Source organism: Mycolicibacterium arenosum, assembly GCF_024320865.1.
GTDB lineage: Bacteria > Actinomycetota > Actinomycetes > Mycobacteriales > Mycobacteriaceae > Mycobacterium > Mycobacterium arenosum.
In genome coordinates this window covers 258,402-280,219 of the sequence record NZ_JANDBD010000003.1, presented here as the reverse complement: position 1 = coordinate 280,219, position 21,818 = coordinate 258,402, and the positions used below count along the sequence as shown (strand labels likewise).

Below are 21,818 nucleotides of genomic sequence, written 5' to 3'. Positions count from 1 at the left end.
CGGGATTCCGGTCATTTCCCCGCCCTGTGCGCACACTCGGTGATACTGAGCCCATGATCAGAGCGGCCGCCGTCGCTGTCGTCGGCGCACTCCTCGTCGCCGCGTGCAGCACGTCGGCACCGGACCGCGCCGGGGATCGGGCCGCCATCGAAGCCGCGCTGCGGCAGTGGCCGTCGGCGTTCAACGCGAAGCGCATCGACGACGTGTGCGGACTGTTCGCCGACGATGTGGTGCTGGTGTACCCCGACAGCCCGGATCGCGATCACCGCGAGTTCTGCGATCAGATGCGCGCGTTGTTCGCCGACCGGTCGAAGTCCTTCACGTACGCAGAACCCGATATCCGCGAGGTCAGGGTCGACGGTGATCTGGCCGTCGTGCGAGTGATGTGGACGTTGACCGTCCGCGACGCCGCCGGGAGGGTAGTCGAGACCGTCGTCGAGGACGGCGTCGACGTGTTCAGCCGGCAATCCGATGGAAGCTGGAAGATCCATATCTCCCATGCCTTTACGAAGGAGTGAGCACCTAGCCCCGTGGCACGCCGACCACGGAGTAGACGAACTTCGGCGGTACGTCGAAGGCGAACGACCGCTGCGGCAGACGCAGCAGCACGCCGTCGGCGAGAGCGGACTTGTAGTGCAACGACAGTGAGCCCGCGAATGCGGGATCGACAACCGAGAGGTCGGGTACGTCCAGCGTGAGCCCGGAGTCGTCGAGGGTCGCCGTGACCATCGACCCCGGCTCGGCGTGCCACTGGTGATCGACCGTGCGGCCCGCCTTCTTCGGCACCGTCGACAGTGTTCCGAGCACCCGCCGATTCGTGATCGCCAGTGCGCCCACGTAACTGCGCAGGTTTCCCTTCGCGGTCTTGCCGGGCACCCTGCCGGAGAACCGGTACGTCACCGGCACGCATTCCTCGAGGTGGAGCACTCCCTCGGACTCGACGGCGGCCCGCATGTCGTCCGGCAACCTGCCGATGCCCAGCAGCTTGCGCAGGAAGACGGCCATAGCCACGGAGGATAGTGGCTACGGCCGCCTTCCGGGGTCGCTCTTCGGACTAGGTCTGCGCAGGCAGGACGTGTTCGCCCGACTTGTCGGTGCTCAAGCACAGCGAGCAGATGAAGCCCTCGTGGACGGCCGACTTGATCATGTCCGGGCGCTCGTACTCGTGATGGCAGACGTGGCAACGCAAGTGGTCGTCGGCCGGGTTGCCGTGCTGGTCGAACATCGGCAGATCGATGCCGTCGTCCGTGCGTCGCAGGTAGTACCTGCCCTTCGTCGCGATCGCGATGACGGGCGGCAGCACCAGGCCGAGCACGATCGCGACGAGCGGCGAGTACGGCCGGATGGCCTCCCCGAGTCCGCCGAAGAACGCCAGGATCGACACGCCGGCTGCGATGAGCATCGAGCCGAACCCGACGGGGTTGAAGTTGTAGAGCATGCCGCGACGGAACTCCGGCTGCATCGGCGAGAGCTTCAGCAGGAACTTGTTGAACACGATGTCCGAGGCGACCACGACCACCCACGCGATGCCGCAGTTGGCGTAGAAGCCGAGGATCGTGTTGAGGAAGTCGAACATGTTGGCTTCCATCAGGATCAGCGCGATCAACAGGTTGAACGCGAGGAACACCAGCCGACCGGGGTAGGTCTTCGTGACGCGGGTGAACGAGTTGGTCCATGCCAGCGAACCGGAGTACGCGTTGGTGACGTTGATCTTGACCTGACTGATGACCACCAGCACCACGGCCAGCGTCATGGCCAGCCACGGCGGCAGGAAGTTCTGATAGATCTCCAAGAACTGGTGCACCGGCTGGTTCGCGATGCCGGCGCTGTCCGCCACGTTGGCGATCAGGTACACGGCGAGGAACAGGCCGACGATCTGCTTGATGGCGCCGAAGATCACCCAGCCGGGACCGGCGAGGAACATCCAGGTCCACCAACTGCGCTTGTTCTCAGGCGTTTTCGGCGGCATGAAGCGCAAGTAGTCGTTCTGCTCCGCGATCTGGGCGATGAGCGACAGGCAGACCCCCGCGGCCAGTAGCGTCGACCCGAGATCGAAGCCCTCGACGCCGTTCTCACCCTGGTAGGCCATGAACTGCCCGACCGACTCGGGATGGCTCACGACGAGGTACACGAACGGCGCGACCATCAGGATCAGCCACAGCGGCGTCGTCCACACCTGAAGTGTCGACAGCACTTTCATGCCGTAGATGACGAGCGGGAAGATGATGACCGTCGACGCCAGGTAACCGAGCCACAGCGGTATCCCGAGGCCGAGTTCGAGGCCCTGGGCCATGATCGAGCCCTCGAGCGCGAAGAAGATGAACGTGAAGGTCGCGAAGATGACGTTCGTGACCACCGAACCGTAGTAGCCGAATCCACTTCCGCGGGTGACGAGGTCGAGGTCGATGTTGTACCGCGCCGAGTAGTAGGCCACCGGGAAACCGGTCGCCATCACCACGACGGCGAAGATGAGGATGCCCCACAACGCGTTGGTGGTTCCGTACGCGATGCCGATGTTCGCGCCGATGGCGAAGTCGGCCAGATACGCGATACCGCCGAGAGCCGAGATGCCCACCACCCTCGTCGACCACTTGCGGTAACTACGTGGCGCGAAGCGGAGGGTGTAGTCCTCGAGGGTCTCCTTCGTGGCCGTCATCTGGTCGAGGTCGGCTTCATCTACCTCGGGATCGGGGGGCGTTACAGCCTCTTGAGTCATGGGTAGCAAAGCTAAAGGGGCGTTGTTTCGTCGCCGTGACGGTTTGTGACGACGAGGTACCGGCGAACTGTGAACGCCCGTGTTGCCGCCAAGAGTCGGGGTTTTTGTGGCGGCAGCACGGGCGCTTGCGATGTACTTCGAAACTCCTGTGCAGTGTGTTACAGGTGGTACAGATGAAGATGTGAGTGTCGACCGCCGGTGGCTGATCGCGACCGCTGTACTGGCTGCCGGCGTCTACGCCGCTACATGGATCGGCTGGTCAACGCCCTGGCCGTGGGTGGCGTCGGTCGATGATGCGGCACTACGCGTCACCCACGGCTACGGCGTCGAGCATCCGACCTGGGTGCTGGCCTGGGACGTGCTCTGCTCGGTCTTCTCCCCAGTGGTTTTCCGGCTGGTGACGCTCGGCGTCATCGTCTGGGCGGCGATACGCAGGAAGTGGCGGTTGGTGGTGTACCTCGCCGTCGCGGTGGAGATGTCGGGCCTGCTCACCGAGTTCGCGAAGGGACTGGCCGATCGGGCGCGACCGGACACCGCACTGGTGGGGGCGTCGTCGTCGTCGTTTCCGTCGGGTCACGCGCTCGGCAACACGGCCATCGTCCTGTCGGCGCTCGTGCTGGTCCTGCCGCTGGTCCGGCGCCGGGTCCGGCCGCTGCTCATCGTGCTGGGAGCCGCGATCGTACTGGTCATCGGCGTCGGCCGGGTCGTCCTCAACGTGCACCATCCGTCGGACGTCGTGGCCGGCTGGGCGCTCGGATACGTGTGGTTCGTCGTGACGCTCGCGCTGCTGCCCCCGCGCCCCGCCGATGTCACGGCAGAGGACGGAACACGGGTAGCCCGCGGTAGTTGACCTTGAAGTGCGCCTCGTCGAGGTGCAACTCGACCTCACCGTCGTGGGCGAGCGCGGTGGGCCCGTCGAGCGACTTGAACTGGAACTCCGGCACCCGCATCTCGTGGTAGAGCGGGCTGCGTACCAGGCGGCCCAGCGCCAGCGAGGTGACGAGGCGAAGTGTCGCGAACGGACGGCCCGTCTCGAGGATGCGGACGTCGATCAGCCCGTCGTCCATTCGGCTGCGCCGCGACGGCGCGAAACCCGAGGGCAGGTACACCGAGTTGCCCAGGAAGAACAACGACGTCTGCAGTTCCTTGTTGTCGTAGGCGATGCGCACCGGCGCCTCGCGCCGCAGCGTGTGGAAGATCGCATACGCCCCCGCAAGCGGCTTACCGATCTTGTGTTCCAGCTTCTCGCGCGTGCGCACGAACGCCGGATACGCGCCGATGCTCGCGGTGTTGATCACCGTGTCCTTCTCGTTGAGCGTGATGACGTCGACGCAGCCGATGCTGCCCGCCCGGATCGCGGCGACGGTCTTCGCGACGGTGTCGCAGCCGACGTCCTTCGCGAAGTGGTTGAAGGTGCCGCCGGGGAACACCGCGAACGGCTTGCCCGCCTCCAGCGCGATACCCGCCGCGCACGACACCGTGCCGTCGCCGCCGCCGACGGCCAGCACCTCGGCACGTGCCGCGGCGTCGCGCAGCACCGCCCCGATGTCGTCGTCGCCGTCGAGTTCGATGATCTCCGCCTCGGGTAGCGACTCCTTCACCTCGTCGATTACGCGCGCACCCGTGCCGCTGCCGGACGACGGGTTGATGACCAGGACGACGCCTGCGCCGTCGGGGCGTTCCGGGGTCTCGACGCGCAGGGGGTCGGCGGTGGGCAGCTTCGCCTCGACGATCGGCGGCACGATCCGACCGCCGAGGACGGCGACGGCCGCGCCCACTCCGAAGCCCGCCAACACGTCGCCGGGGTAGTGGGCTCCCGTCGCGACGCGTGAGATGCCGACCAGACCTGCCAGCAGCGCCAGGCCGAGGCCGACGGACGGGCTTTCGAGACCGACGCCGACGGCGAAGGCCGCCGCGCTCGCCGAGTGCCCCGACGGCAGCGAGTTCGACGTCGGCATCCGGCGCGACCGCCGAATCAGCGGCACGGTCGTGTAGTTGGGTCGCTGCCGCTTCCAGACGCGCTTGGCGACCTGGTTGGTCACCAGGCTGGTGACGGCCAGGGTGGCGACGCCGCGGGCGGCGCCGCGTTTGGCCGACGTGCTGCCGACGGCGCCGATCGCGGCGGCGAGGGCGAACCACAGTTTGGAGTGGTCGGCGGCGCGGGTGAGGCGCGGCATGAACGAGTCGAGCAACGGGCTCGGCGACTCGGCGATCGCTTCGAAAACCTCGCGGTCGAGTGTGCCGAGGCCCTCGCCGATCTGCTCTATGCCGCGGCGGCTGCGTCGTAAGTCCATCCCCCCAACCTAACGGGGGCTTGACAGACTTTCTTGTCAAGGCCACTATCGGGGACGTGCTCGATGTGGAGGTGATCGACGACCCCGCTGCCGCGGTCACCGCACTGGACCCGATCCGCAGCAGGCTCCTCGCCGAACTCGGCGAACCCGCGTCCGCCGCGGCGCTCGCGACACGCACGGGTCTGACCCGGCAGAAGATCAACTACCACCTGCGCGCGCTAGAGAACCGCGGCCTGGTGGTGGCCGCGGGGGAACGGCGGTGGGGTGGCCTTCGGGAACGGCTGCTGGTGGCGTCGGCGTCGTCCTACGTCGTCTCACCGGGCGCGCTCGGTGAGGTGGGCGCGGACCCCGGCCGGACCGGCGACCGGCTGTCGGCCAGCTACCTCATCGCGCTGGCGGCGCGCGCGGTGCGGGAGGTGGGCGGGATGTGGCGGCTGGCCCGTGACACCGACAAGCGACTGGCGACGCTGTCGATCGACACCGCCATCCGGTTCCGCACGCCCGCGGAGAGGTCCCGCTTCACCGAGGACCTGTCCGACGCCGTCACCGCCCTGGCCGCGCGCTACCACGACGAGACCGCCGAGCACGGCCGTACCCACCGACTCGTGCTCGTCGCGTACCCGATGCCCACCGACACCTAGGGGAAGTGAAATGCCCGTTCATGCAGACGATTCCGGCAACCGCTGGGTGGAGATGGAGTACGTCGTCCCCGGCACACCCGAACAGGTATGGGATGCCGTCGCGACCGGACCGGGCATGCGGGCGTGGTTCGCGAAGGTCGACGTCGACGAGCGCGAAGGCGGCAGAATCGAGTTCCACTTCGGGCCCGACACCACCACCTCGGGACCGATCACGGTGTGGGAGCCACCGGTTCGGTTCGGCTACGAGGAGCACGGCTGGAACGGCGACGCGCCCGTCATCGCGACCGAGATCACCGTCAGGGCGCGTTCGGGAGGCGAGTGCGTCGTCCGCATGGTCCACACCATGACCACCGACTCCGAGGACTGGGACGGCGAACTCGAGAGCTTCGAGAAGGGCTGGCCAGGCTTCTTCGACGTCCTCAGGATTTACCTGCGGGACTACGCCGGTCGTCCCGCGGCCATCGCCGGTGCCATGGCACCGCTCGAGATCGACGTCGCGCGGTCGTGGTCCGCACTCATGACGGCCCTCAACCTGCACGGCGCCGATGTCGGAGACCGACGCGAAGCCCCAACGGGCGGGCCTGAACTCGGTGGTCGTGTCGCGATCACACATCAGGACACCGACAACCGTTACGTGCTCGTCCGCCTCGACGCGCCGCACGACGGCGTGGCGGTGATCGGCGTCTGCGACGGCGGCGACGGGCGCGGCATGGCGAGCGCGTCCCTGTACTTCTACGGCGAGGGTGTGGACCGAGTGGCCGCCGAACAGGATGAGGTCTGGACGGCCTGGTTGCCAGATCGTGTCCGAACCTTGTCTTGACCGCGGTGTCGTGGTGTGCGAACCATGGACGGGTGCGACGACTGCTCACCCTGCTGTGTGCGGCGGCGGTGGCGATCTCGGTGGCACCGTCCGCCCGCGCTGACCTCACCCCCTGGTTCGCGAGCGAGGTCGGCTCCGCGACGCAGGTGATTTCCGTTGTCGGCGTTGGTGGTACGGACGCCAAGGTCGACGTGTACGAGCGCGGGGCAGCGGGGTGGCGGGCCGTCGCGGCGGCGATCCCGGCCAAGATCGGCGAGAACGGCATGTCCGCGGATCATTACGAGGGTTCGGGGATGACGCCGATGGGGATCTACCCCCTGGACTTCGCCTTTGGCACGCAACCGAATCCGGGCGGCGGACTGCAGTACGTCCAGGTGGGGTCCAACCACTGGTGGGACGGCGACGTGAAGAGCCCCACCTACAACACGATGCAGGTGTGCGAGAAAGCGCAGTGCCCCTTCAGCACCTCGGGTGGCACGGAGAACCTGGACATCCCGCAGTATGCCCACGCGGTCGTGATGGGGGTCAACAAGCAGCGGGTCCCCGGCAAGGGCAGCGCCTTCTTCCTGCACAGCACCGACGGCGGACCGACGGCGGGTTGCGTCGCGATCGACGACGCGATGCTGGTCACGCTGATGAAGTGGCTGCGTCCCGGTGCGCTGATCGCGATCGCGAAGTGACGCTCACTGCTTGACTGCGCGCCCGACCTTCACCTTGAAATCCAGCGCCTTCAACGACATCTGCGCGTCGTACGTTCTGTCGTAACCGGTTTCGCTGATCCGCCAGCCGTCGGCGGTGCGGCGGTAGCGGTCGTGATAGAAGCCCGCGCCGATCAGCATGAAGTCGAACTTGGGCACGATCACCTTGTCCTGGAGGTACCAGGTGCCGGTGGCCTCGTCGCCGTCGACGGCGATCTCGGGGTGGGTGACGCGGTGCTCGGTGATCAGGTCGGGTCCCATCGACTTCTCCATGAACGCCATCAGGTCGTCCCGGTTGTCGAACTCGTGGGTCTCGCCGATGGACTCGCCGTACCGTCCGATCACGTCCTCGGTCAGCGTCGCGGCCATCTCATCCCAGTGTTTGGTGTCGAGCGCGCGCAGATACCGGTACTTGACTTGCTGAATGTCGTCGATGTCACCCATCGCCACATTGCAACACACACCGTGCAACACGGCATAGAGCACGGCCACGAAATGATTGACGGCGACGTCAACTTCGGCTCCGATGAGGGCGGACGGTGTTTGCCAGTCGACTCGTCGGGTTGCCGTCGTGGGCCGATTCCACAGCCAAAACATAGTCGGGGCAACACTGTTCACAGGTTCGCCAACGGAGTGTCAGCACGGCCGGCCCGGCGAACCCGGTTATCGTGGTGCCGATATGAGCGACCCAATGGGGTTGTCGATCGGGACGACGAACCTGGTCGCGGCTCGCGTCGGCAACCCACCAGTGATACGCCGCTCCGTCCTGACCCTCGCCGGGCAGGCCATCGGCGGCTTCGTCGAGCGCGTCGGCGACCCGGTTCCGTTGATCACCGCCGACGGCGCCGCGCACTCGGCTGACCAACTGGTGGTCGAGGCACTGTCCGCGCTCGTCGGGGACGAGCCATCGGACCGGTTGGCAGTCGCCGTACCCGCGCACTGGACCGGCGCCACGCTGCGAACGCTGCGCGCCGCGATGCGGGAGAAGCCGAACCTCGCCCCGAACGGTTCGCCGCCCCGGCTGGTGTCCGACGCGGTCGCCGCGCTGACGGCCCTGAACGCGAACCCCGGCCTGCCCGCGGCCGGGGTGGTGGCGCTGCTGGACTTCGGCGGAGGCGGCACCAGCATCACCCTCGCCGACGCCGCCGCGTCGTTCGAGCCGATCGACACCGTTCGGCACGCGGACTTCTCCGGTGACCACATCGACCAGGCTCTCATGACGTTCGTTCTGGAGCGGGTCGCCGACGCCGGCGGTGTCGATCCCGCGGGCACCGCCGCAGTAGGTTCGCTCTCGCTGTTACGCGAGGAGTGCCGTCGCGCCAAGGAGGCGCTCTCCGACGCGCAGGCCGCCGAGGTACGCGTCGAGCTGCCAGGGCACTCGACGACCGTCGACGTGACCCGTGCGGACCTCGAATCGTTGGCGGAACCGCGACTTTCCGAGGTGCTGTCGGAGCTCGACGATGTGTTGCAGCGCAACAGGATCGCGCAGTCGGACCTCACGACGGTCGCACTGGTCGGCGGTGGCGCCAGGATGCCACTGATCGCTCAGCGGCTGGCGAGCCACACCGCCGCCGCGCTGGTGACCACACCCGCACCGGCGTTGGACGCCGCAGTGGGTGCGGCCGTCTTCGCCGCGTACGCCGCGGACGCCGAGGCCGCCACCGGGGTGGCGCCGACTGCCCAGGTCCCGCCCGACGTCAGCGCCGCCGAACCCGGCTCGGCGACATTCCGCGCGCTGGCGTGGTCGCAGGCCGACGAGGTGACCGACGACTCCCTGCTGTACGTCGACGACGGGGAGTACGTCTACGACACGGGTACGACGCGCGCTGCCGCACAGTACGTGCCACCGACCGGGCCCGTCGACGTCGTCGAGGACCGGCCCTGGCAGCGGTTGCCGCAGTTGGTGTTCGGGCTCTCGGCGGTCGTGGCACTGGTGGCGGTCGGCGGAGTCGCGGTGGTCCTCACCAACGCCGTCGACGACTCCTCGCCGACGCCGACCACGGCACCGGTCACGGCGACGTCCGTCCCGCAGAGCAGGGTCGAACCGCCCCCGTCGCCCGAGCAACTGATGCCCACCACTCCCGAGCAACTGCCGCCGAGCATCGTGACCGTCACCGAAGCGCCGCCACCCCCGCCTGAGCCGACCTACGAGCCGCCCGTCACGGTGATCACGACCGCGGAGACCACGACCCCTCCCACGACCACGACCACCACCACGACCACCACCACCACGACGACCACGACGACCACGACGACAACCCCGACCACCACAACGACGACGACCACGACCACGACGACGCCGACGATGACGACGAGTTACCTCACCGTCCCGTTCGTGCCGGTGCCGATTCCGATCCAGGTGCCGAACTCGGGTACGACGACCAACCCGTACCAGCCGCAGTACCCGCAGTACCCCCAGCAGCCGCAGTACCCGTACTGAGTTGTGTAACGGTTCGACCGGAACTGCACACGAACGGGTATGTCATCGACCCCCGCTCGTCGCCTGCCCCGTCTAGTCCTTCTGAGTCTGGCGATTGTCGTCGTCGGTGGACTCTCCCTGGGCGCCTACTGGTTCCAGCCCTGGAGATTGATCACCGACACTACGGTCGCCGAGACGCTTCCGGGCCTACCCGAGGCGGGTGCGGACACTGCCCCGCAGGGACCGGTGGTGCTGGCGCAGGGCAGGCTGATCACGCACGAACACGACACCGCGGGCCTCGTCCGGTTGATTCGCAACTCCGACGGCACCCTGATCGTGCGGATCCAGGGGCTCGAGACCAGCGACGGCCCCGACCTCCACGTCCTCATCAGCGATGCCCCCGTGCTCCCCGGCACCGAAGGCTGGCATGTGTTCGATGACGGTCGGCACGTCGATCTCGGCGCGCTGAAGGGCAATCGCGGCGACGCGAACTACCCGGTCCCCGCCGGCGTCGACATCTCCGGACTGGCCAGCGTCAGCATATGGTGCGACCGATTCAATGTCTCATTCGGCGCGGCCGCAATGACTCCGGTCCTGTGATCAGATCATCAGTGGGACTGCAGATTGCGGGGGTGATGGCACGCCGCGACGTGTTCCGGCTTCAGTTCGCGCAGTACCGGATCGTCGTCGACGCACACGTCGGTGGCCCATGGGCACCGCGTGTGGAAGTGGCACCCCGCGGGCGGGTCGATCGGACTCGGGACGTCGCCGTCGAGGACCAGCCGCTCGCGTGCGACGTTGGCCTTCGGGTCGGGGATCGGCACGGCTGAGAGCAGCGCGTTGGAGTACGGGTGCAGCGGGTGCTCGTAGAGTCGGCTCGCCGTGGCGCTTTCGACGATCCGGCCGAGGTACATCACCGCAACGCGGTCGGATACGTGTCGGACGACACCCAGGTCGTGCGCGACGAACAGGTATGACAGCCCCATCTCGGACTGAAGATCCTTGAGCAGGTTGACGATCTGAGCCTGGACCGAGACGTCCAACGCGGAGACCGGCTCGTCGGCGATGATGAGCTTGGGCCGCAGCGCGATTGCCCTGGCGATGCCGATGCGCTGTCGTTGGCCACCGGAGAACTCGTGCGGGTAGCGATCGCCGTGCTCGGGTTGCAGACCGACGCGGTCGAGGAGATCGCGAACCCGAGTGTCGACGTCCCGCCCGCTGGCGATGCCGTGCATCTCCATGGGTTCACCGATGATCCGGCTGACCCGCTTGCGTGGGTTCAGCGATGCGTACGGATCCTGGAAGATCATCTGAATCTGCCTGCGGATCGGGCGCATCGCGCGGCGGGATCGCCCCACCAGTTCGTCACCCGCGAACGTGACCGACCCCGACGTCGGCGTCGTCAGCTGCAGGATCACGCGGCACAGGGTGGACTTGCCGCATCCGGATTCGCCGACCAATCCGAGGGTTTCGCCCTCGCGAATCGTCAGGCTGACGCCGTCCACCGCCTTGACGCGGCCGACCTCGCGGTCGATGACGACACCCGACTTGATGGGGAAGTGCTTGACGAGATCCTTCACCTCGAGCAGCACCTCGTTTGTCATGCGCGATCCCGCTTCGCTTCTCGCTGAACCGTCACGAATTCACCGCCTTCCGCAATCCGATCCGGCCGTCGACCTCGCGCAGCTCGCGCTTGCGGTCCGGGTTGAGCCAACAGCGGTTCCCGTCCCGAAGCGGGGGCGGTTCGGCGCAGCGATCGAACTCGTGCGGGCAGCGCGGAGCGAACCGGCAGCCCGACGGCGGGTTGGCGAGCGACGGTGGCATCCCCGGAATCTGCTCCAGCCGAACGGGTGTCGGCTGGTCGAGCCGCGCGAGCGAGCCAAGCAGACCCCAGGTGTAGGGGTGTTGCGGGTTGTAGAACAGTTCGTCGAGGGTGGCGTCCTCGACGATCTGCCCGGCGTACATGACCGCCACTCGGTCGGCGACCTCGGCGACGACGCCCAGGTCGTGGGTGATCAGCACGACGGCGAGCCCGCGCTCGGTGTTCAGCCGTTGCAGCAGGCTCAGAATCTGCGCCTGGACGGTCACGTCGAGGGCGGTCGTGGGCTCGTCGGCGATCAGCACGTCGGGATCGAGGGCGAGTGCCATCGCGATCATCACCCGCTGTCGCATGCCGCCGGAGAACTCATGCGGGTAATCCCGAACGCGCCGTTCGGGATTGGGTATTCCGACCGAACCGAGTAGCTCGACGGCGCTGACGCGGGCCTCCGCCTTGGACACGGCGCGGTGGGCGCGGATCATCTCGACGATCTGATCCCCGACCCGGTAGACGGGGTTCAGCGACGTCATCGGATCCTGGAAGATCATCGCGATCCGCTCGCCGCGCACGCCCCGCAGCCCCCGGTCGTCCATCGTGGTGAGGTCCTGGCCGTCGAACGTCACGGACCCCGTGATCGTGGTATTCGGGGAACGGGTGAGACCCAGCACGGTCTGGGCGGTCACGCTCTTGCCCGAACCGGATTCGCCGACGATGGCGAGTATTTCGCCCTTGTCGAGAGTGAACGAGACACCGTCGACCGCGTGCACCGTGCCGCCGTCGGTGGCGAACCGCACGCTGAGGTTCTCGACTGACAACATCATGCGGGTGCCGCCTGTCCGAGTCGAATTCGGGGGTCGAGCAACGCGTACAGGACGTCGACGATGGTGTTGAAGAGCACGATGAAGAACGCGCCGAACATCGTCACGCCCATGAGTGGCGGCAGGTCGAGGGCGCCGATGGCCTGCCCGGCGTAGAGTCCGACGCCGTTGAGATTGAACACCGTCTCGGTGAGGATGGCGCCGCCGCCGACCACCATCCCGAAGTCCAGGCCGAACAGCGTGATCACCGGGATCATCGAGTTACGCAGGACGTGCTTGATACGTATCTGCCTCTCGGACAGTCCTTTCGCGCGCGCTGTGCGCACATAGTCCTCGTTCATCACGTCGAGCATGTTGGAGCGCAGCAACCTGCTGTAGAACCCGACGTAGAGCACCGCCAGGGTGATCCACGGCAGCACCAGGTGGTAGGCCCATTCCAACGGGTCCTTGGAGAACGCGACGTAGCTGCCCGTCGGGAACAGTTCGACCTTGAAGCTGAAGAAGTACAGCAGGATGGCGGCCAGCCAGAACACCGGCATCGAGATGCCGATGAGCGCCAGCACCGTCAGCGTGCGATCGGTGAACCGGCCGGCGCGCACGGCCGACAGGTATCCGAAGAGCACGGCGACTGCCATCCACAGGACGGCCGCGCCGATGCACAGGGACATCGTGGCGGGCAGGCCCTTCCAGATCTGCTCGGCAACGTTCTGCGAGCTGGCGTACGACGTCAACTGTCCGGTGAAGATCTGCTTCATCATCGTGACGTACTGCACCGGCAGCGGCTGGTCGAGCCCGAGATCGGCACTGACCCTGGCGATCAGCGCGGGGTTGGCGTTCTTGCCCGCGATGCGCTGGGCGGGATCGGAGTTGGGGATCACGTTGAAGATGAGGAACACGATCACCGAGATCGCGAACAGCACCGCGAGCATCCCGAGGATGCGTCGAATGACGAAACGAGCCATCGGTCTAGTGCTCCAGCCTGATCTTCGCGCGCGGATCGAGCGCGTCACGCAAACCGTCGCCGAACACGTTGAGCGACAACACCGTCAGCGCGATCATCGCGCCGGGAACGATCGTCAGGTGGGGTGCGGTGTAGATGTTCTGGTACCCGTCGGCGATCATCGTCCCCCACGACGCGTTGGGCGGCCGGACGCCGGCGCCGAGGAACGACAGCGCCGACTCCAGCAGCATGTTGTTGGCGATGTTCAGCGTGAAGAAGACGATGAGCGTCGACGCCACGTTCGGCAGCAGTTCGGACACCATGATCCGCAGCGGCCCCTTGCCCTGCGCCACCGCGGCCTCGATGAACTCCTTCTCCCGCAGCGCCAGGATCTCGCCTCGGATCGGTCTGGCCATATAAGGCACGTACACCAGGCCGATGATGAGGATCGGAATCCACAGCGAGTCGCCCGCGACGACGAGACTGCCGATCTTCACACCACCCAACGCCAGCGTGGTGCCGAGCGCGATGCCGAGCAGCAGCACCGGGAACGCCCAGATGACGTCCATCACCCGGGACAGCACCGCGTCGACCCAACCGCGGTAGTACCCGCAGAGCAGTCCGACGAGAACGGCGAGCACCGTGGTGACCCCGGCGGCCAGTGCGCCGACGAAGATCGACGTCCGGCCGCCGTACAGCAGTCGCACCATGACGTCCCGGCCGTTCTGGTCGGCGCCGAGTAGGTACTGACCGTGCAGGCCGGGTCCGATGGGCGTGCCGTCCGGAGAGACGACGTAGGTCTCCTGCCCGTCGCGCATCACCTTGTCGGTGATGTGATTCTGGTTCGGTCCGGTGTGGGCGACGTGATCCGCCCACAGCGGCGCGGCGAGGCAGGCGATGACGACGGCGACGAACAGCGCTCCGAATCCCAGTGCGAACTTGTTGCGCCGCAGGCGCATCCACGCGAGGAACCAGGGACTGCGCCCGCGAATGTGTTCAGCGGAGACGCCGACGGGTAGCGGTGGTACATCCGATACCTCGACGTCCCCCAGCGGGGCGCCCATCTACTTCAGTGCCAGTGCCGAGTAGTCCTGATTGAACAGCACGTGACTGTAGGCCTTGTCGAAGTCCATCCGCTCCGACACGAACGTCGCGAACTCCTCGTTGCCGTACGGCGCCCAGACGGCCTGCTCCATGTACGCCTTGTCCAGCGCCGCGTACTGCTTCTCGAGGTCGTCGGACATCTGCTGGGTGGCCAGCTCGTTCATCTTCTTGTCGAGCTCGGGGATGTTGGCCCGCGAGTAGTTGTTGCCGTTGGTCGGCAGGATGCTCGCGCCGTTCAGTAGCGGCCGGAAGAAGTCGTCCGGGTGCGGGAAGTCCTGGAACCAGTCGGCGAAGCCGGTGTCCACATCGGGCGTCGACTGGTTGCCGATGGTGGCCCAGTAGACGTCGCCCGCGATGACCTTGAGGGTCGCGTTGAAGCCCAGCTGAGTCAGCAGGTCGTGGTAGTACTCGCCGATCCGTTTGCGGTCGGGTTCGTCGTCGGTCCACACCGTGATGTCGCGATCGGCCGGATTGGCCTCGGCGATAAGCGCTTTGGCCTTCGCCATGTCCGGTCCGGGGTACAGCGTGAACTCCTCGTAGCCCGGCATCCCCGGCGGAAGGATCTGCTGCGTCGGGTGCAGTCGGCCGCCGAAGACGCGGTTGAGCGCCTCGGGGTCGATCGCGTAGTTGATCGCCTGCCGGACCTTCAGGTTGTCGAACGGCGCCTTGCTGGTGTTCATGAAGAAGTAGTAGGTGTTGATCGACTCCTCGAGCCGGAATCGGTCGCCGTACTTGGCCTTCACCTCGGGCAGGCGGTCGGCGTCCGGCGGGTCGAACATGAAGTCGACCTGGTTCTGCTGCACCGCGGTCACCTGTGCGGAGTTGTTCTTGTTCTGGGTGATGGTGATCTTGTCGACCTGGGCGTCGGCGACCTCGCTCGCGCCCGCGTCCTTGACGGTCGTGAAGTTCGGGTTGCGTTCCATGGTCATGGTCTGCGGCCGCTCGACCTTGGTGATCATGAACGGCCCACTGGTCGGCGGCGGGTTCTCAGTCGCGTCGGCGTCGAGTGGCGTGCTCGGTGGCACGGGCGCCGAGAACGACAGCGCCAGCAGGTTGTCGAACGTGCCGCTGGCCTCGGTCAGCTTGATGGTGATCGCGCCGGTGGCGTCGTCGGTGGTGATGCCGCTGATCGAGTCGGCCTTGCCCTCGGCGTACTCGGTTGCGCCGATGATGGTTTCGTAGAACACCGACCCGCCGGAATTCGCCTTGAACAGACGCTGGATGGCGTACGGGAAATCGGAGGCCTTGATGTCCGTGCCGTCTGAGTACTTCATGTTGGGGCGGAGTTTCAGCGTGTAGGTCCTGCCGTCAGGGGATACCTCGGGCATCGCCTCGGCGAGCGCGGGCACCACCTCGGCGCCGTCAGCGCCCTTGGCGTGCTTGTACGTCAGCAGCGGGATGTAGGTGTTGTACATGACCTCCCAGCCCTCGACCGTGTAGGAGAGCTGCGGGTCGATGTAGTCGGGGAACGACGTCATCGTGATGTTGATGTCGCCGCCTTCGCCCGATGCGCTGTCGTCGGAGTCGCCACCGCACGCTGTGACCCCGAACGCGGCCAGTGCGGTGATACAGGCGGTGATCAATATCTTTCGCGGCGTTCTCATGTCACTCCTGGGGATCTGTTCACGGGCTGTTCCATAGCTGTACGCCACTTGTCGCGGGCTGCATGCATCTTTTCCCAAATCGAGCGCATGGCAAGTCGGTGTATTCAGCCTGCTGACAGGGTTTGCACAGGGTCGTCGGCAGCGTCAAATGCGCTGCCGAGTCACCCCTCGGCGGGCCGTCGACTTCGCTCGGCGTCGACCTCATCGACGTCGGTCCCCTGCGGTGGAATTGCCCGATCGGGCTGTACGGGGCGGGCGGCAACGTGCGCGGCTTTGCCGGAAGGTTCGGCACCCACGCCGGATTCGACCGGAAAATTTCTGGCGATACGGCGCGCCGCACGATGATTTTCGGGCGATGTCGTCGGAATGCGACACCGGAAACCTCCCCGGCGGATCGCCGGGGAGGTTTCTGGCACCTTGGTGCGCTTCAGGCGCCGGGCATCGTGAAGTTGACTGCCGACGTGGGGTCGAGCAGTGACGGGTGATGCCGGTGCCACCAGTTGCCGGGCGTCGCGTTCGGGGCGGGGTGGGCCGTGGTCTGCGGTACGGCGACGACGGCCGGACCCGACGGCGACTCCGCTGCGGACGCGTTCGCCGCGCCGGAGAGTCCGAGCGCGACGCCGCCTGCGATGCTCGCCGCGGCGACGGGCATGATGACGATTCGGGCGATCCGGCTCTTGCTCTGTGCGTTCATTGAAAACTCCTGCTTTCCAGTGTCTTTCGGGAGTTCTCCCGAGGTGTCCAGCCGATGGTTTCGGCCACGGGATAACGATCTCGCCGCCGGCGGCGGTTGTCTGTCGCGCGAACGGGCGGTGCGCAGGATGAATCCGGTGTCGTCCGAATGGACGACACCGGCTGGGGGATAGACTCCGCCTGTGCGTCGCGACGGCAGCGCGGAACCGCGGGCAGCGGGCGGATTCTGGGCCAGTCTGGTGGTGCCGCCGGTTGCGACGGGACCGGCGGGAAGCGAGGCCGTCCGCGACATCTACGTGATGTTCAACCGACAAGCGCAGCGGCTCCGCAGCATTCTGCGGCTGCTCCTCGTCGGGGTGATGCTCATGCTGGTGTGGAGTGGCACATCGCGGGGCGAGTGGCCCGCGCAGTTGACGCTGATCACCTGTTACGCCGCACTATCCGTGGCGGCCGCGTGGGCGGTGGCACGACATCCCCAGCGAGCCCACCGGTTACGCGCACTCGAGCCCATGGTTCCGGTGGACGTTGCGGCGATCTGCGTGCTGCAGTTCCTCTCGACGGGCAGCTACCTGGTGCTCGGCCTGCTGTCGTTTCTGCCCTTCTTCATCGCAACGCAGGCAGGCAGGCGCGCGGCGGTGATATCGGTCGTCGCGATTGTCGGTGGTGGCTCGGCTGTGGTGGCGGATCCCGTTTTCCGGCAACAGATGTCCGCGCCGATGGTGATCGCGTTGCTGACGATGCTGGCGCTGCTGTGCCTCTGCTCGTACACGGTCTCGCGCGTGCAGCAGCGCAGGCTCGCCGCGATCGCCGAGCTGACGGCCAGCCGGTCGCTCTTACTCGCCGACGTGATGTCCGCGGAGGAGCGGGAACGCCGACGGATCGCCGAGACGCTGCATGACGGCGCCTTGCAGACGGTGCTCGCGGCTAAACAGGATCTGCGGGAAGCGATTCGGAACGGCGGTGCGGCAGACGGGGTGGTCCGTGCCAGCGAGTTGCTCGGCGACGTCTCGCGCGACTTGCGTCAGGTGACCCGCGAACTGCACCCGTCGGTGCTCGACGAAGCCGGTCTGGCGGTGGCGGTGCAGACCCTGGCGGAGACGTTCACCGGACGCACGGGCGTGCCCGTGCGCTGCGACATCAACTGCTCGCGTGCCCATTCCGAGGCGCCGACGCTCTACGCCGTCGCGAGGGAACTGCTCGGCAACGTCGCCAGGCACGCGGGTGCGGGCCGGGTGGACCTGGAATTGCGTGATACCGGGGACCAACTGATCTTGACCGTGCAGGATGATGGTGTCGGGCTGGACCCGGCGTCGCTGGCGCAGCGCCTCGCAGAGGGGCACATCGGCCTGGCATCGCATCGTGCACGTATCGAAACGCTAGGGGGCACATTGGAGTTCCTTCCGGCGGACCGCGGCACCCTGGTCCGCGCGACGGTTCCCGCGAGGACGGCACCGTGAGGCCCGTGCGGGTAGTGGTCGGAGACGACCATCCGGTGTACCGGGAGGGTGTGGTCCGCGCCCTCGACCTGAGCGACCGCATTGACGTCGTCGCCGCGGTGGGTGACGGGCACGCGGCGCTTGATGCGATTCGCGAGCACAGTCCCGACGTGGCGCTGCTGGACTACAAGATGCCGGGGCTCGACGGCATCGCGATCGCCCACGCGGTCGTGCGGGACAAGCTGCCCACCAGGGTGCTACTGCTGTCGGCGACCACTGAGGGACCGGTCGTCTACCGGGCGATCCAGGACGGCGCCGCGGGATACCTGTCGAAGGAGTCCGACCGAGACGAGATCGTCGCAGCGGTCGTCGCGTGCGCCAGGGGTGAGAACGTCCTGCCGCCCGAGCTGGTGACGTCGTTGACGGCGCAGGTGCGCCGAAGCGCCCAGTCGGCGGCGCCGTCGCTCAGCGAGCGGGAACGCCAGATCCTGCGGATGATCGCCGACGGCAAGTCGGTTCCGGAGATGGCGGCGGAACTCTTTCTCGCGCAGACCACCATCAAGACCCACATCCGCAGGCTGTACGAGAAGCTCGAGGTGTCCGATCGCGGGGCCGCCGTCGCGAAGGCGATGCGCAACCAGCTGCTGGAGTAGTCGTGTCATCCGTTTGAACGACACCGGATTCATCCCCTCCGTCATCCGATGGAATGCTGTCCCGTTGTCCCGTTGCGGCGCAGGCTGATCCGCATGACAACTCACACCACCACCCCCACTGCGTCCACCCCGATCATTCACCGGCCGGCGGCCAAGTACGCCACCGAGGCAATTGGGACACTGCTACTCGTCTTCACCGTCGGCGGCTGCGTCCGCATGGGCGGCCCGCTGGCCCCGCTCGGAATCGGCGCCGTCCTCATGGCACTCGTCTACGCCGGCGGGCACGTCTCCGGCGCGCACTACAACCCCGCCGTGACGGTGGCAGCGTTCGTGCGGGGTCGCGTCGACGCACGGGATGCCTTCGCCTACTCATCGGCGCAGGTGATCGGCGGTCTCGTCGGCGCGGAACTGCTCCGCCTGGTGCTGCCCGGCGGCGCGGCCCCTGCGGTGGTTCCAACAGGCCATCAGATCGTCGCGGCGTTCATCGCGGAGTCGGTGTTCACGTTCGCGCTCTGCTATGTCGTTCTCAGCGTCGCAACCAGTAGGGATCACGTCGACAACTCGTTCTACGGCGCGGCGATCGGGTGCACCGTCACCGCGGGCGCCGTCGCCGTCGGCGGTGTCTCCGGCGCGGCGTTCAATCCGGCCGTGTTGATCGGCGGTGCCACGCTGGGCCCGTTCGCCGGGTCGACGCTGTGGGTCTACCTACTGGCCCAGCTCATCGCGGGCGTAGCCGCCGGCGCCGCGTTCCGGACGCTCAATCCGGGCGACTGCTGACCTCGCAGATCCCTCGACCCTCCCCTCGACCGAGGGGAGGGTCAGTTCTGCATCGGGAAGGAGCCGGAGAAGATGCTCGCCCGGCGACCACTGGCCTTGGCGGCGTACATCGCGGCGTCGGCATCCCGCAGCAGCGTCGCGGCGTCCCGTTCGTCCTTCCGATCCGTCCGGATGACGCCGATGCTGGCGCCCAATTGCAGAGTGCCGCCGGGTATGTCGATCGGCTCGGTGAGAACGCGGTGGATCCGATCGACGGAGCGTTCGAGCGCACCGTTGGCCAGTTCGCCGGTCAGCAGCGCGACGAACTCGTCCCCTGCGAAGCGACCGACGATGTCGTGTCGACGGACCGCGCCCCGCAGTCGATCGGCGCAGGCTTGGATCACGGTGTCGCCGACGTCGTGGCCGAACGTGTCGTTGACCGTCTTGAGGTCGTCGAGGTCGATGAACATCACGGCGGTCAGCATCCCGGCGTCGCGCTGCAGGGCGTTGACCGTCTCCAACAGGTGGGCGCGGTTGGGGAGCCCCGTCAGCACGTCGTGGGCCGCTTGGTGCGCGAGCGCCTCGGTGGCCGCGCGCTGGGAGGTGATGTCGGTGAACGAGGCCAGCACGGGCGAGTGGTCGTGGGAATCCGGATGCAGCAGTTGACAACTCATGGACACCCACACGCGGCGGCCGTCCGGCCGGTCGACGCCGAACACCCGGCCGATGACCGGCAGTCCGGTGGCGAACGTCTTGGGGACCGGACGCTCCTCCGCGCTGAGCAGCACGCCGTCGGAATCGTAGACGGGTAGGTCACGGAGACGGTCGCCGTGCTCTATCTCGTGCTCGCCCAGCCCGAGGATGCGGCGAGCCGACGGGTTGATGGTGAGCAGCCAGCCGTTCCGGTCGATGACGACCACGCCCTCCTGCAGCGTGTTGACCACGGTGCGCAGGTTTCGGGCGGCCCGGCGAAGTGCCGTCTCATCGGAGCAGAGGAGGACGTAGCCGTTGTCGAACTCGGTCGCCGAGACCCGCATGGTGCGGACCGACCCGTCCATCGCATAGTGCGTGCTGTGGACGACGCCACCGGCCTCGGCGATGGCGTGCACATCCACCGGCGCCCCGACGGCGACGTCGATCGGCAGTGCGAGCGCCCGGTGCGCCGGTCTCCGGTAGATGCGCTCGGCGGCCGGATTCCAGCTCGTCACCATGCCGGTTCTGGTGATCGAGATCATCGCGTCGCTGGCGTGGTCCACCAGCGCGGCCTGGTGAGCGAGCGTGTCGTGAGTGGCGCGGTGCTCGGTGAGGTCGCGGAAGATCAGTTGGTAAGCGGCGGCGCCCTGCCACGTGGTCAGTACGGACACCGCGTCGACGTCCAATTCGGAGCCGTCGAGGCGCACCACGGTAGCCCGTGCCGCTGCGGATACATCGCCCGGCCTTCGCAGTGTCGCCGTCTTGGCGAGCAGGTGCGGAATCGAGCGCGCGTGGACGAATCGTGACACGGCGTGGCCGATGAGTTCGTGAGCGGTGCGCGCGCCGAGCCACCGCACAGCTACCGCGTTGAAGTAGACGAAGCGCCCGTCCTGGTGGATGCAGATGGCGTCGGGACTGTGGTCGACGATCTGGGCGAACGCGTCGTGGCCGATCCGGGGCGGACCTTCGCGGTGACCGTTGGTCGAACCATTCCGGTGCGGATCGGGGTGCGCCGCGACGAAACCCGTGCTGGGGTCTGCATCGCCGACGAAGGGCTCACGGTGTCTCATCGAGACACCCCGAATACCACTGTCGCCATCATCATGCCCCGACACCTGATGTTTCGCTCCAACTGCCAACTCGATTTGCTATCGATGTGCAGCTTCGCGACCTTGAAGTTTGCCCGAAAGCTGAACATTCTCGATTGGCAACTGGCACTTTACCGGATCGGCCTCGGATTTACCCCTGGGGTGGCAATTAATGTTTCACGTGTAGATAATTAGCGCGACTGACATATCTTCGCTAGTACTGCATCTGCCGGTCGTGTTGCCATTGGCCTAAACGATCCGCCGGCGCCGAATCCCGTGGTGAGACACGGTGGCTGCAGCCCAGCAACACGGCCGGGCGGCCCGTAGCTAACGGTGGACGGCGATCCAGGTTCGAGCCAGGCCAGGCGGGGGAGGAGTTGCTCCGCCCGAGCGCGGTAGTGATGCAGGAAGCGCGAGTGCCCTGCGAAAGATGGTGCACTGGAACGCAATTCGGATTTCCTGCGCGGCAACGCCGGCCAGGGGACGGTTCCCGGTGCCCATTCGCTCCCGGAATCGGACACAGGGCAGGGGGCGGCGCCACCGGCGGGGTGCGCGCACCGTGAGTGTCGCCTAACCCAGCAAATAACGTTGCTATAACGAGAATGTGACGTAGAAGATGCTGGTCA

Annotated in this window: 22 protein-coding genes; 11 read left to right on the top strand and 11 right to left on the bottom strand. The window is 66.9% G+C overall.

Annotated features, from left to right (window positions below; genetic code table 11):
- Positions 1–53: 53 nt before the first annotated feature.
- Positions 54–518 (top strand): YybH family protein, encoded by a 465-nt coding sequence (locus NM203_RS08530; RefSeq protein ID WP_255059404.1) that lies wholly within the window; start codon positions 54–56, stop codon positions 516–518.
- A 4-nt stretch (positions 519–522) separates the two neighbouring features.
- Here the strand turns inward: NM203_RS08530 and NM203_RS08525 are convergent, their stop codons facing one another.
- On the bottom strand, positions 523–1,005 hold the full coding sequence (locus NM203_RS08525; RefSeq protein WP_255059403.1) for a hypothetical protein: 483 nt from the start codon (positions 1,003–1,005) through the stop codon (positions 523–525).
- A gap of 49 nt (positions 1,006–1,054) precedes the next feature.
- Positions 1,055–2,716, bottom strand: coding sequence for a purine-cytosine permease family protein (locus NM203_RS08520; RefSeq protein WP_255059402.1), 1,662 nt, complete (start codon positions 2,714–2,716; stop codon positions 1,055–1,057).
- A 181-nt stretch (positions 2,717–2,897) separates the two neighbouring features.
- Here NM203_RS08520 and NM203_RS08515 point away from each other — a divergent pair, with 181 nt between their 5' ends.
- On the top strand, positions 2,898–3,566 hold the full coding sequence (locus NM203_RS08515; protein ID WP_255059401.1) for a phosphatase PAP2 family protein: 669 nt from the start codon (positions 2,898–2,900) through the stop codon (positions 3,564–3,566).
- Here the strand turns inward: NM203_RS08515 and NM203_RS08510 are convergent.
- The gene (locus NM203_RS08510; protein WP_255059400.1) at positions 3,526–5,010 is read right to left on the bottom strand and encodes a bifunctional phosphatase PAP2/diacylglycerol kinase family protein; all 1,485 of its coding nucleotides are present in this window, start codon (positions 5,008–5,010) and stop codon (positions 3,526–3,528) included. The genes NM203_RS08515 and NM203_RS08510 overlap by 41 nt on opposite strands.
- Positions 5,011–5,066: 56 nt before the next feature.
- Here NM203_RS08510 and NM203_RS08505 point away from each other — a divergent pair, with 56 nt between their 5' ends.
- The 3 genes from NM203_RS08505 to NM203_RS08495 are packed head-to-tail and all read left to right on the top strand — an operon-like array spanning position 5,067 to position 7,151.
- Positions 5,067–5,651, top strand: coding sequence for an ArsR/SmtB family transcription factor (locus tag NM203_RS08505; RefSeq protein ID WP_255059399.1), 585 nt, complete (start codon positions 5,067–5,069; stop codon positions 5,649–5,651).
- 10 nt (positions 5,652–5,661) lie between these two features.
- Complete coding sequence (locus NM203_RS08500) at positions 5,662–6,471, top strand: SRPBCC family protein (protein WP_255059398.1); 810 nt, start codon at positions 5,662–5,664, stop codon at positions 6,469–6,471.
- A 32-nt stretch (positions 6,472–6,503) separates the two neighbouring features.
- Complete coding sequence (locus NM203_RS08495; protein ID WP_255059397.1) at positions 6,504–7,151, top strand: L,D-transpeptidase family protein; 648 nt, start codon at positions 6,504–6,506, stop codon at positions 7,149–7,151.
- A gap of 3 nt (positions 7,152–7,154) precedes the next feature.
- Here the strand turns inward: NM203_RS08495 and NM203_RS08490 are convergent, their stop codons facing one another.
- Positions 7,155–7,613, bottom strand: coding sequence for a nuclear transport factor 2 family protein (locus NM203_RS08490; RefSeq protein WP_255059396.1), 459 nt, complete (start codon positions 7,611–7,613; stop codon positions 7,155–7,157).
- 235 nt (positions 7,614–7,848) lie between these two features.
- Here NM203_RS08490 and NM203_RS08485 point away from each other — a divergent pair, with 235 nt between their 5' ends.
- Both NM203_RS08485 and NM203_RS08480 read left to right on the top strand, forming a co-directional pair.
- Entirely contained in the window at positions 7,849–9,609 is a 1,761-nt protein-coding gene (locus NM203_RS08485) for an Hsp70 family protein (protein WP_255059395.1), read from the top strand.
- A gap of 147 nt (positions 9,610–9,756) precedes the next feature.
- Positions 9,757–10,188 (top strand): DM13 domain-containing protein, encoded by a 432-nt coding sequence (locus NM203_RS08480; RefSeq protein ID WP_255059394.1) that lies wholly within the window; start codon positions 9,757–9,759, stop codon positions 10,186–10,188.
- Between the two features lie 8 nt (positions 10,189–10,196).
- On the opposite strand, the gene NM203_RS08475 is transcribed toward NM203_RS08480, so the two are convergent.
- From NM203_RS08475 to NM203_RS08450, 6 genes are all read right to left on the bottom strand, one after another.
- A complete protein-coding gene (locus NM203_RS08475; protein WP_255059392.1) occupies positions 10,197–11,192 on the bottom strand; it encodes an ABC transporter ATP-binding protein in 996 nt (331 codons plus the stop codon).
- Positions 11,193–11,223: 31 nt separating this feature from the next.
- Positions 11,224–12,228, bottom strand: coding sequence for an ABC transporter ATP-binding protein (locus NM203_RS08470; RefSeq protein WP_255059390.1), 1,005 nt, complete (start codon positions 12,226–12,228; stop codon positions 11,224–11,226).
- Positions 12,225–13,187: an ABC transporter permease gene (locus NM203_RS08465; RefSeq protein ID WP_255059389.1), complete on the bottom strand. Its 963-nt coding sequence runs from the start codon at positions 13,185–13,187 to the stop codon at positions 12,225–12,227. The genes NM203_RS08470 and NM203_RS08465 overlap by 4 nt, the downstream gene beginning before the upstream one ends.
- A 4-nt stretch (positions 13,188–13,191) precedes the next feature.
- Positions 13,192–14,229 (bottom strand): ABC transporter permease, encoded by a 1,038-nt coding sequence (locus NM203_RS08460; protein ID WP_255059388.1) that lies wholly within the window; start codon positions 14,227–14,229, stop codon positions 13,192–13,194.
- Entirely contained in the window at positions 14,230–15,873 is a 1,644-nt protein-coding gene (locus tag NM203_RS08455; RefSeq protein WP_255059387.1) for an ABC transporter substrate-binding protein, read from the bottom strand.
- 427 nt (positions 15,874–16,300) lie between these two features.
- A complete protein-coding gene (locus NM203_RS08450) occupies positions 16,301–16,567 on the bottom strand; it encodes a hypothetical protein (protein ID WP_255059386.1) in 267 nt (88 codons plus the stop codon).
- A 181-nt stretch (positions 16,568–16,748) separates the two neighbouring features.
- Between NM203_RS08450 and NM203_RS33305 the strand changes: the two genes are divergently transcribed.
- The 3 genes from NM203_RS33305 to NM203_RS08435 all read left to right on the top strand — a co-directional run bounded on the left by NM203_RS33305 (position 16,749) and on the right by NM203_RS08435 (position 19,432).
- Positions 16,749–18,023 carry a sensor histidine kinase gene (locus tag NM203_RS33305; protein WP_255059385.1) on the top strand — a complete coding sequence of 425 codons (1,275 nt, stop codon included), beginning with the start codon at positions 16,749–16,751 and terminating at the stop codon, positions 18,021–18,023.
- The gene (locus NM203_RS08440) at positions 18,020–18,655 is read left to right on the top strand and encodes a response regulator (RefSeq protein WP_255059384.1); all 636 of its coding nucleotides are present in this window, start codon (positions 18,020–18,022) and stop codon (positions 18,653–18,655) included. The genes NM203_RS33305 and NM203_RS08440 overlap by 4 nt, the downstream gene beginning before the upstream one ends.
- A 93-nt stretch (positions 18,656–18,748) precedes the next feature.
- Entirely contained in the window at positions 18,749–19,432 is a 684-nt protein-coding gene (locus NM203_RS08435) for an MIP/aquaporin family protein (protein ID WP_255059383.1), read from the top strand.
- Positions 19,433–19,473: 41 nt separating this feature from the next.
- On the opposite strand, the gene NM203_RS08430 is transcribed toward NM203_RS08435, so the two are convergent.
- A complete protein-coding gene (locus NM203_RS08430; RefSeq protein WP_255059723.1) occupies positions 19,474–21,003 on the bottom strand; it encodes a diguanylate cyclase in 1,530 nt (509 codons plus the stop codon).
- Here NM203_RS08430 and NM203_RS33300 point away from each other — a divergent pair.
- Positions 20,917–21,387, top strand: coding sequence for a hypothetical protein (locus tag NM203_RS33300; protein ID WP_255059753.1), 471 nt, complete (start codon positions 20,917–20,919; stop codon positions 21,385–21,387). The two genes, NM203_RS08430 and NM203_RS33300, sit on opposite strands and share 87 nt — an antisense overlap.
- The last annotated feature ends 431 nt before the right edge of the window (positions 21,388–21,818 follow it).

Coding starts and splice junctions, on each gene's coding strand:
- NM203_RS08510 (WP_255059400.1), bottom strand. CDS start 5,010: ATGGACTTACGACGCAGCCGCCGCGGCATAGAGCAGATCGGCGAGGGC.
- NM203_RS08525 (WP_255059403.1), bottom strand. CDS start 1,005: ATGGCCGTCTTCCTGCGCAAGCTGCTGGGCATCGGCAGGTTGCCGGAC.
- NM203_RS08530 (WP_255059404.1), top strand. CDS start 54: ATGATCAGAGCGGCCGCCGTCGCTGTCGTCGGCGCACTCCTCGTCGCC.
- NM203_RS08485 (WP_255059395.1), top strand. CDS start 7,849: ATGAGCGACCCAATGGGGTTGTCGATCGGGACGACGAACCTGGTCGCG.
- NM203_RS08435 (WP_255059383.1), top strand. CDS start 18,749: ATGACAACTCACACCACCACCCCCACTGCGTCCACCCCGATCATTCAC.
- NM203_RS08490 (WP_255059396.1), bottom strand. CDS start 7,613: ATGGGTGACATCGACGACATTCAGCAAGTCAAGTACCGGTATCTGCGC.
- NM203_RS08455 (WP_255059387.1), bottom strand. CDS start 15,873: ATGAGAACGCCGCGAAAGATATTGATCACCGCCTGTATCACCGCACTG.
- NM203_RS08475 (WP_255059392.1), bottom strand. CDS start 11,192: ATGACAAACGAGGTGCTGCTCGAGGTGAAGGATCTCGTCAAGCACTTC.
- NM203_RS08470 (WP_255059390.1), bottom strand. CDS start 12,228: ATGATGTTGTCAGTCGAGAACCTCAGCGTGCGGTTCGCCACCGACGGC.
- NM203_RS08465 (WP_255059389.1), bottom strand. CDS start 13,187: ATGGCTCGTTTCGTCATTCGACGCATCCTCGGGATGCTCGCGGTGCTG.
- NM203_RS08520 (WP_255059402.1), bottom strand. CDS start 2,716: ATGACTCAAGAGGCTGTAACGCCCCCCGATCCCGAGGTAGATGAAGCC.
- NM203_RS08500 (WP_255059398.1), top strand. CDS start 5,662: ATGCCCGTTCATGCAGACGATTCCGGCAACCGCTGGGTGGAGATGGAG.
- NM203_RS08460 (WP_255059388.1), bottom strand. CDS start 14,229: ATGGGCGCCCCGCTGGGGGACGTCGAGGTATCGGATGTACCACCGCTA.
- NM203_RS08450 (WP_255059386.1), bottom strand. CDS start 16,567: ATGAACGCACAGAGCAAGAGCCGGATCGCCCGAATCGTCATCATGCCC.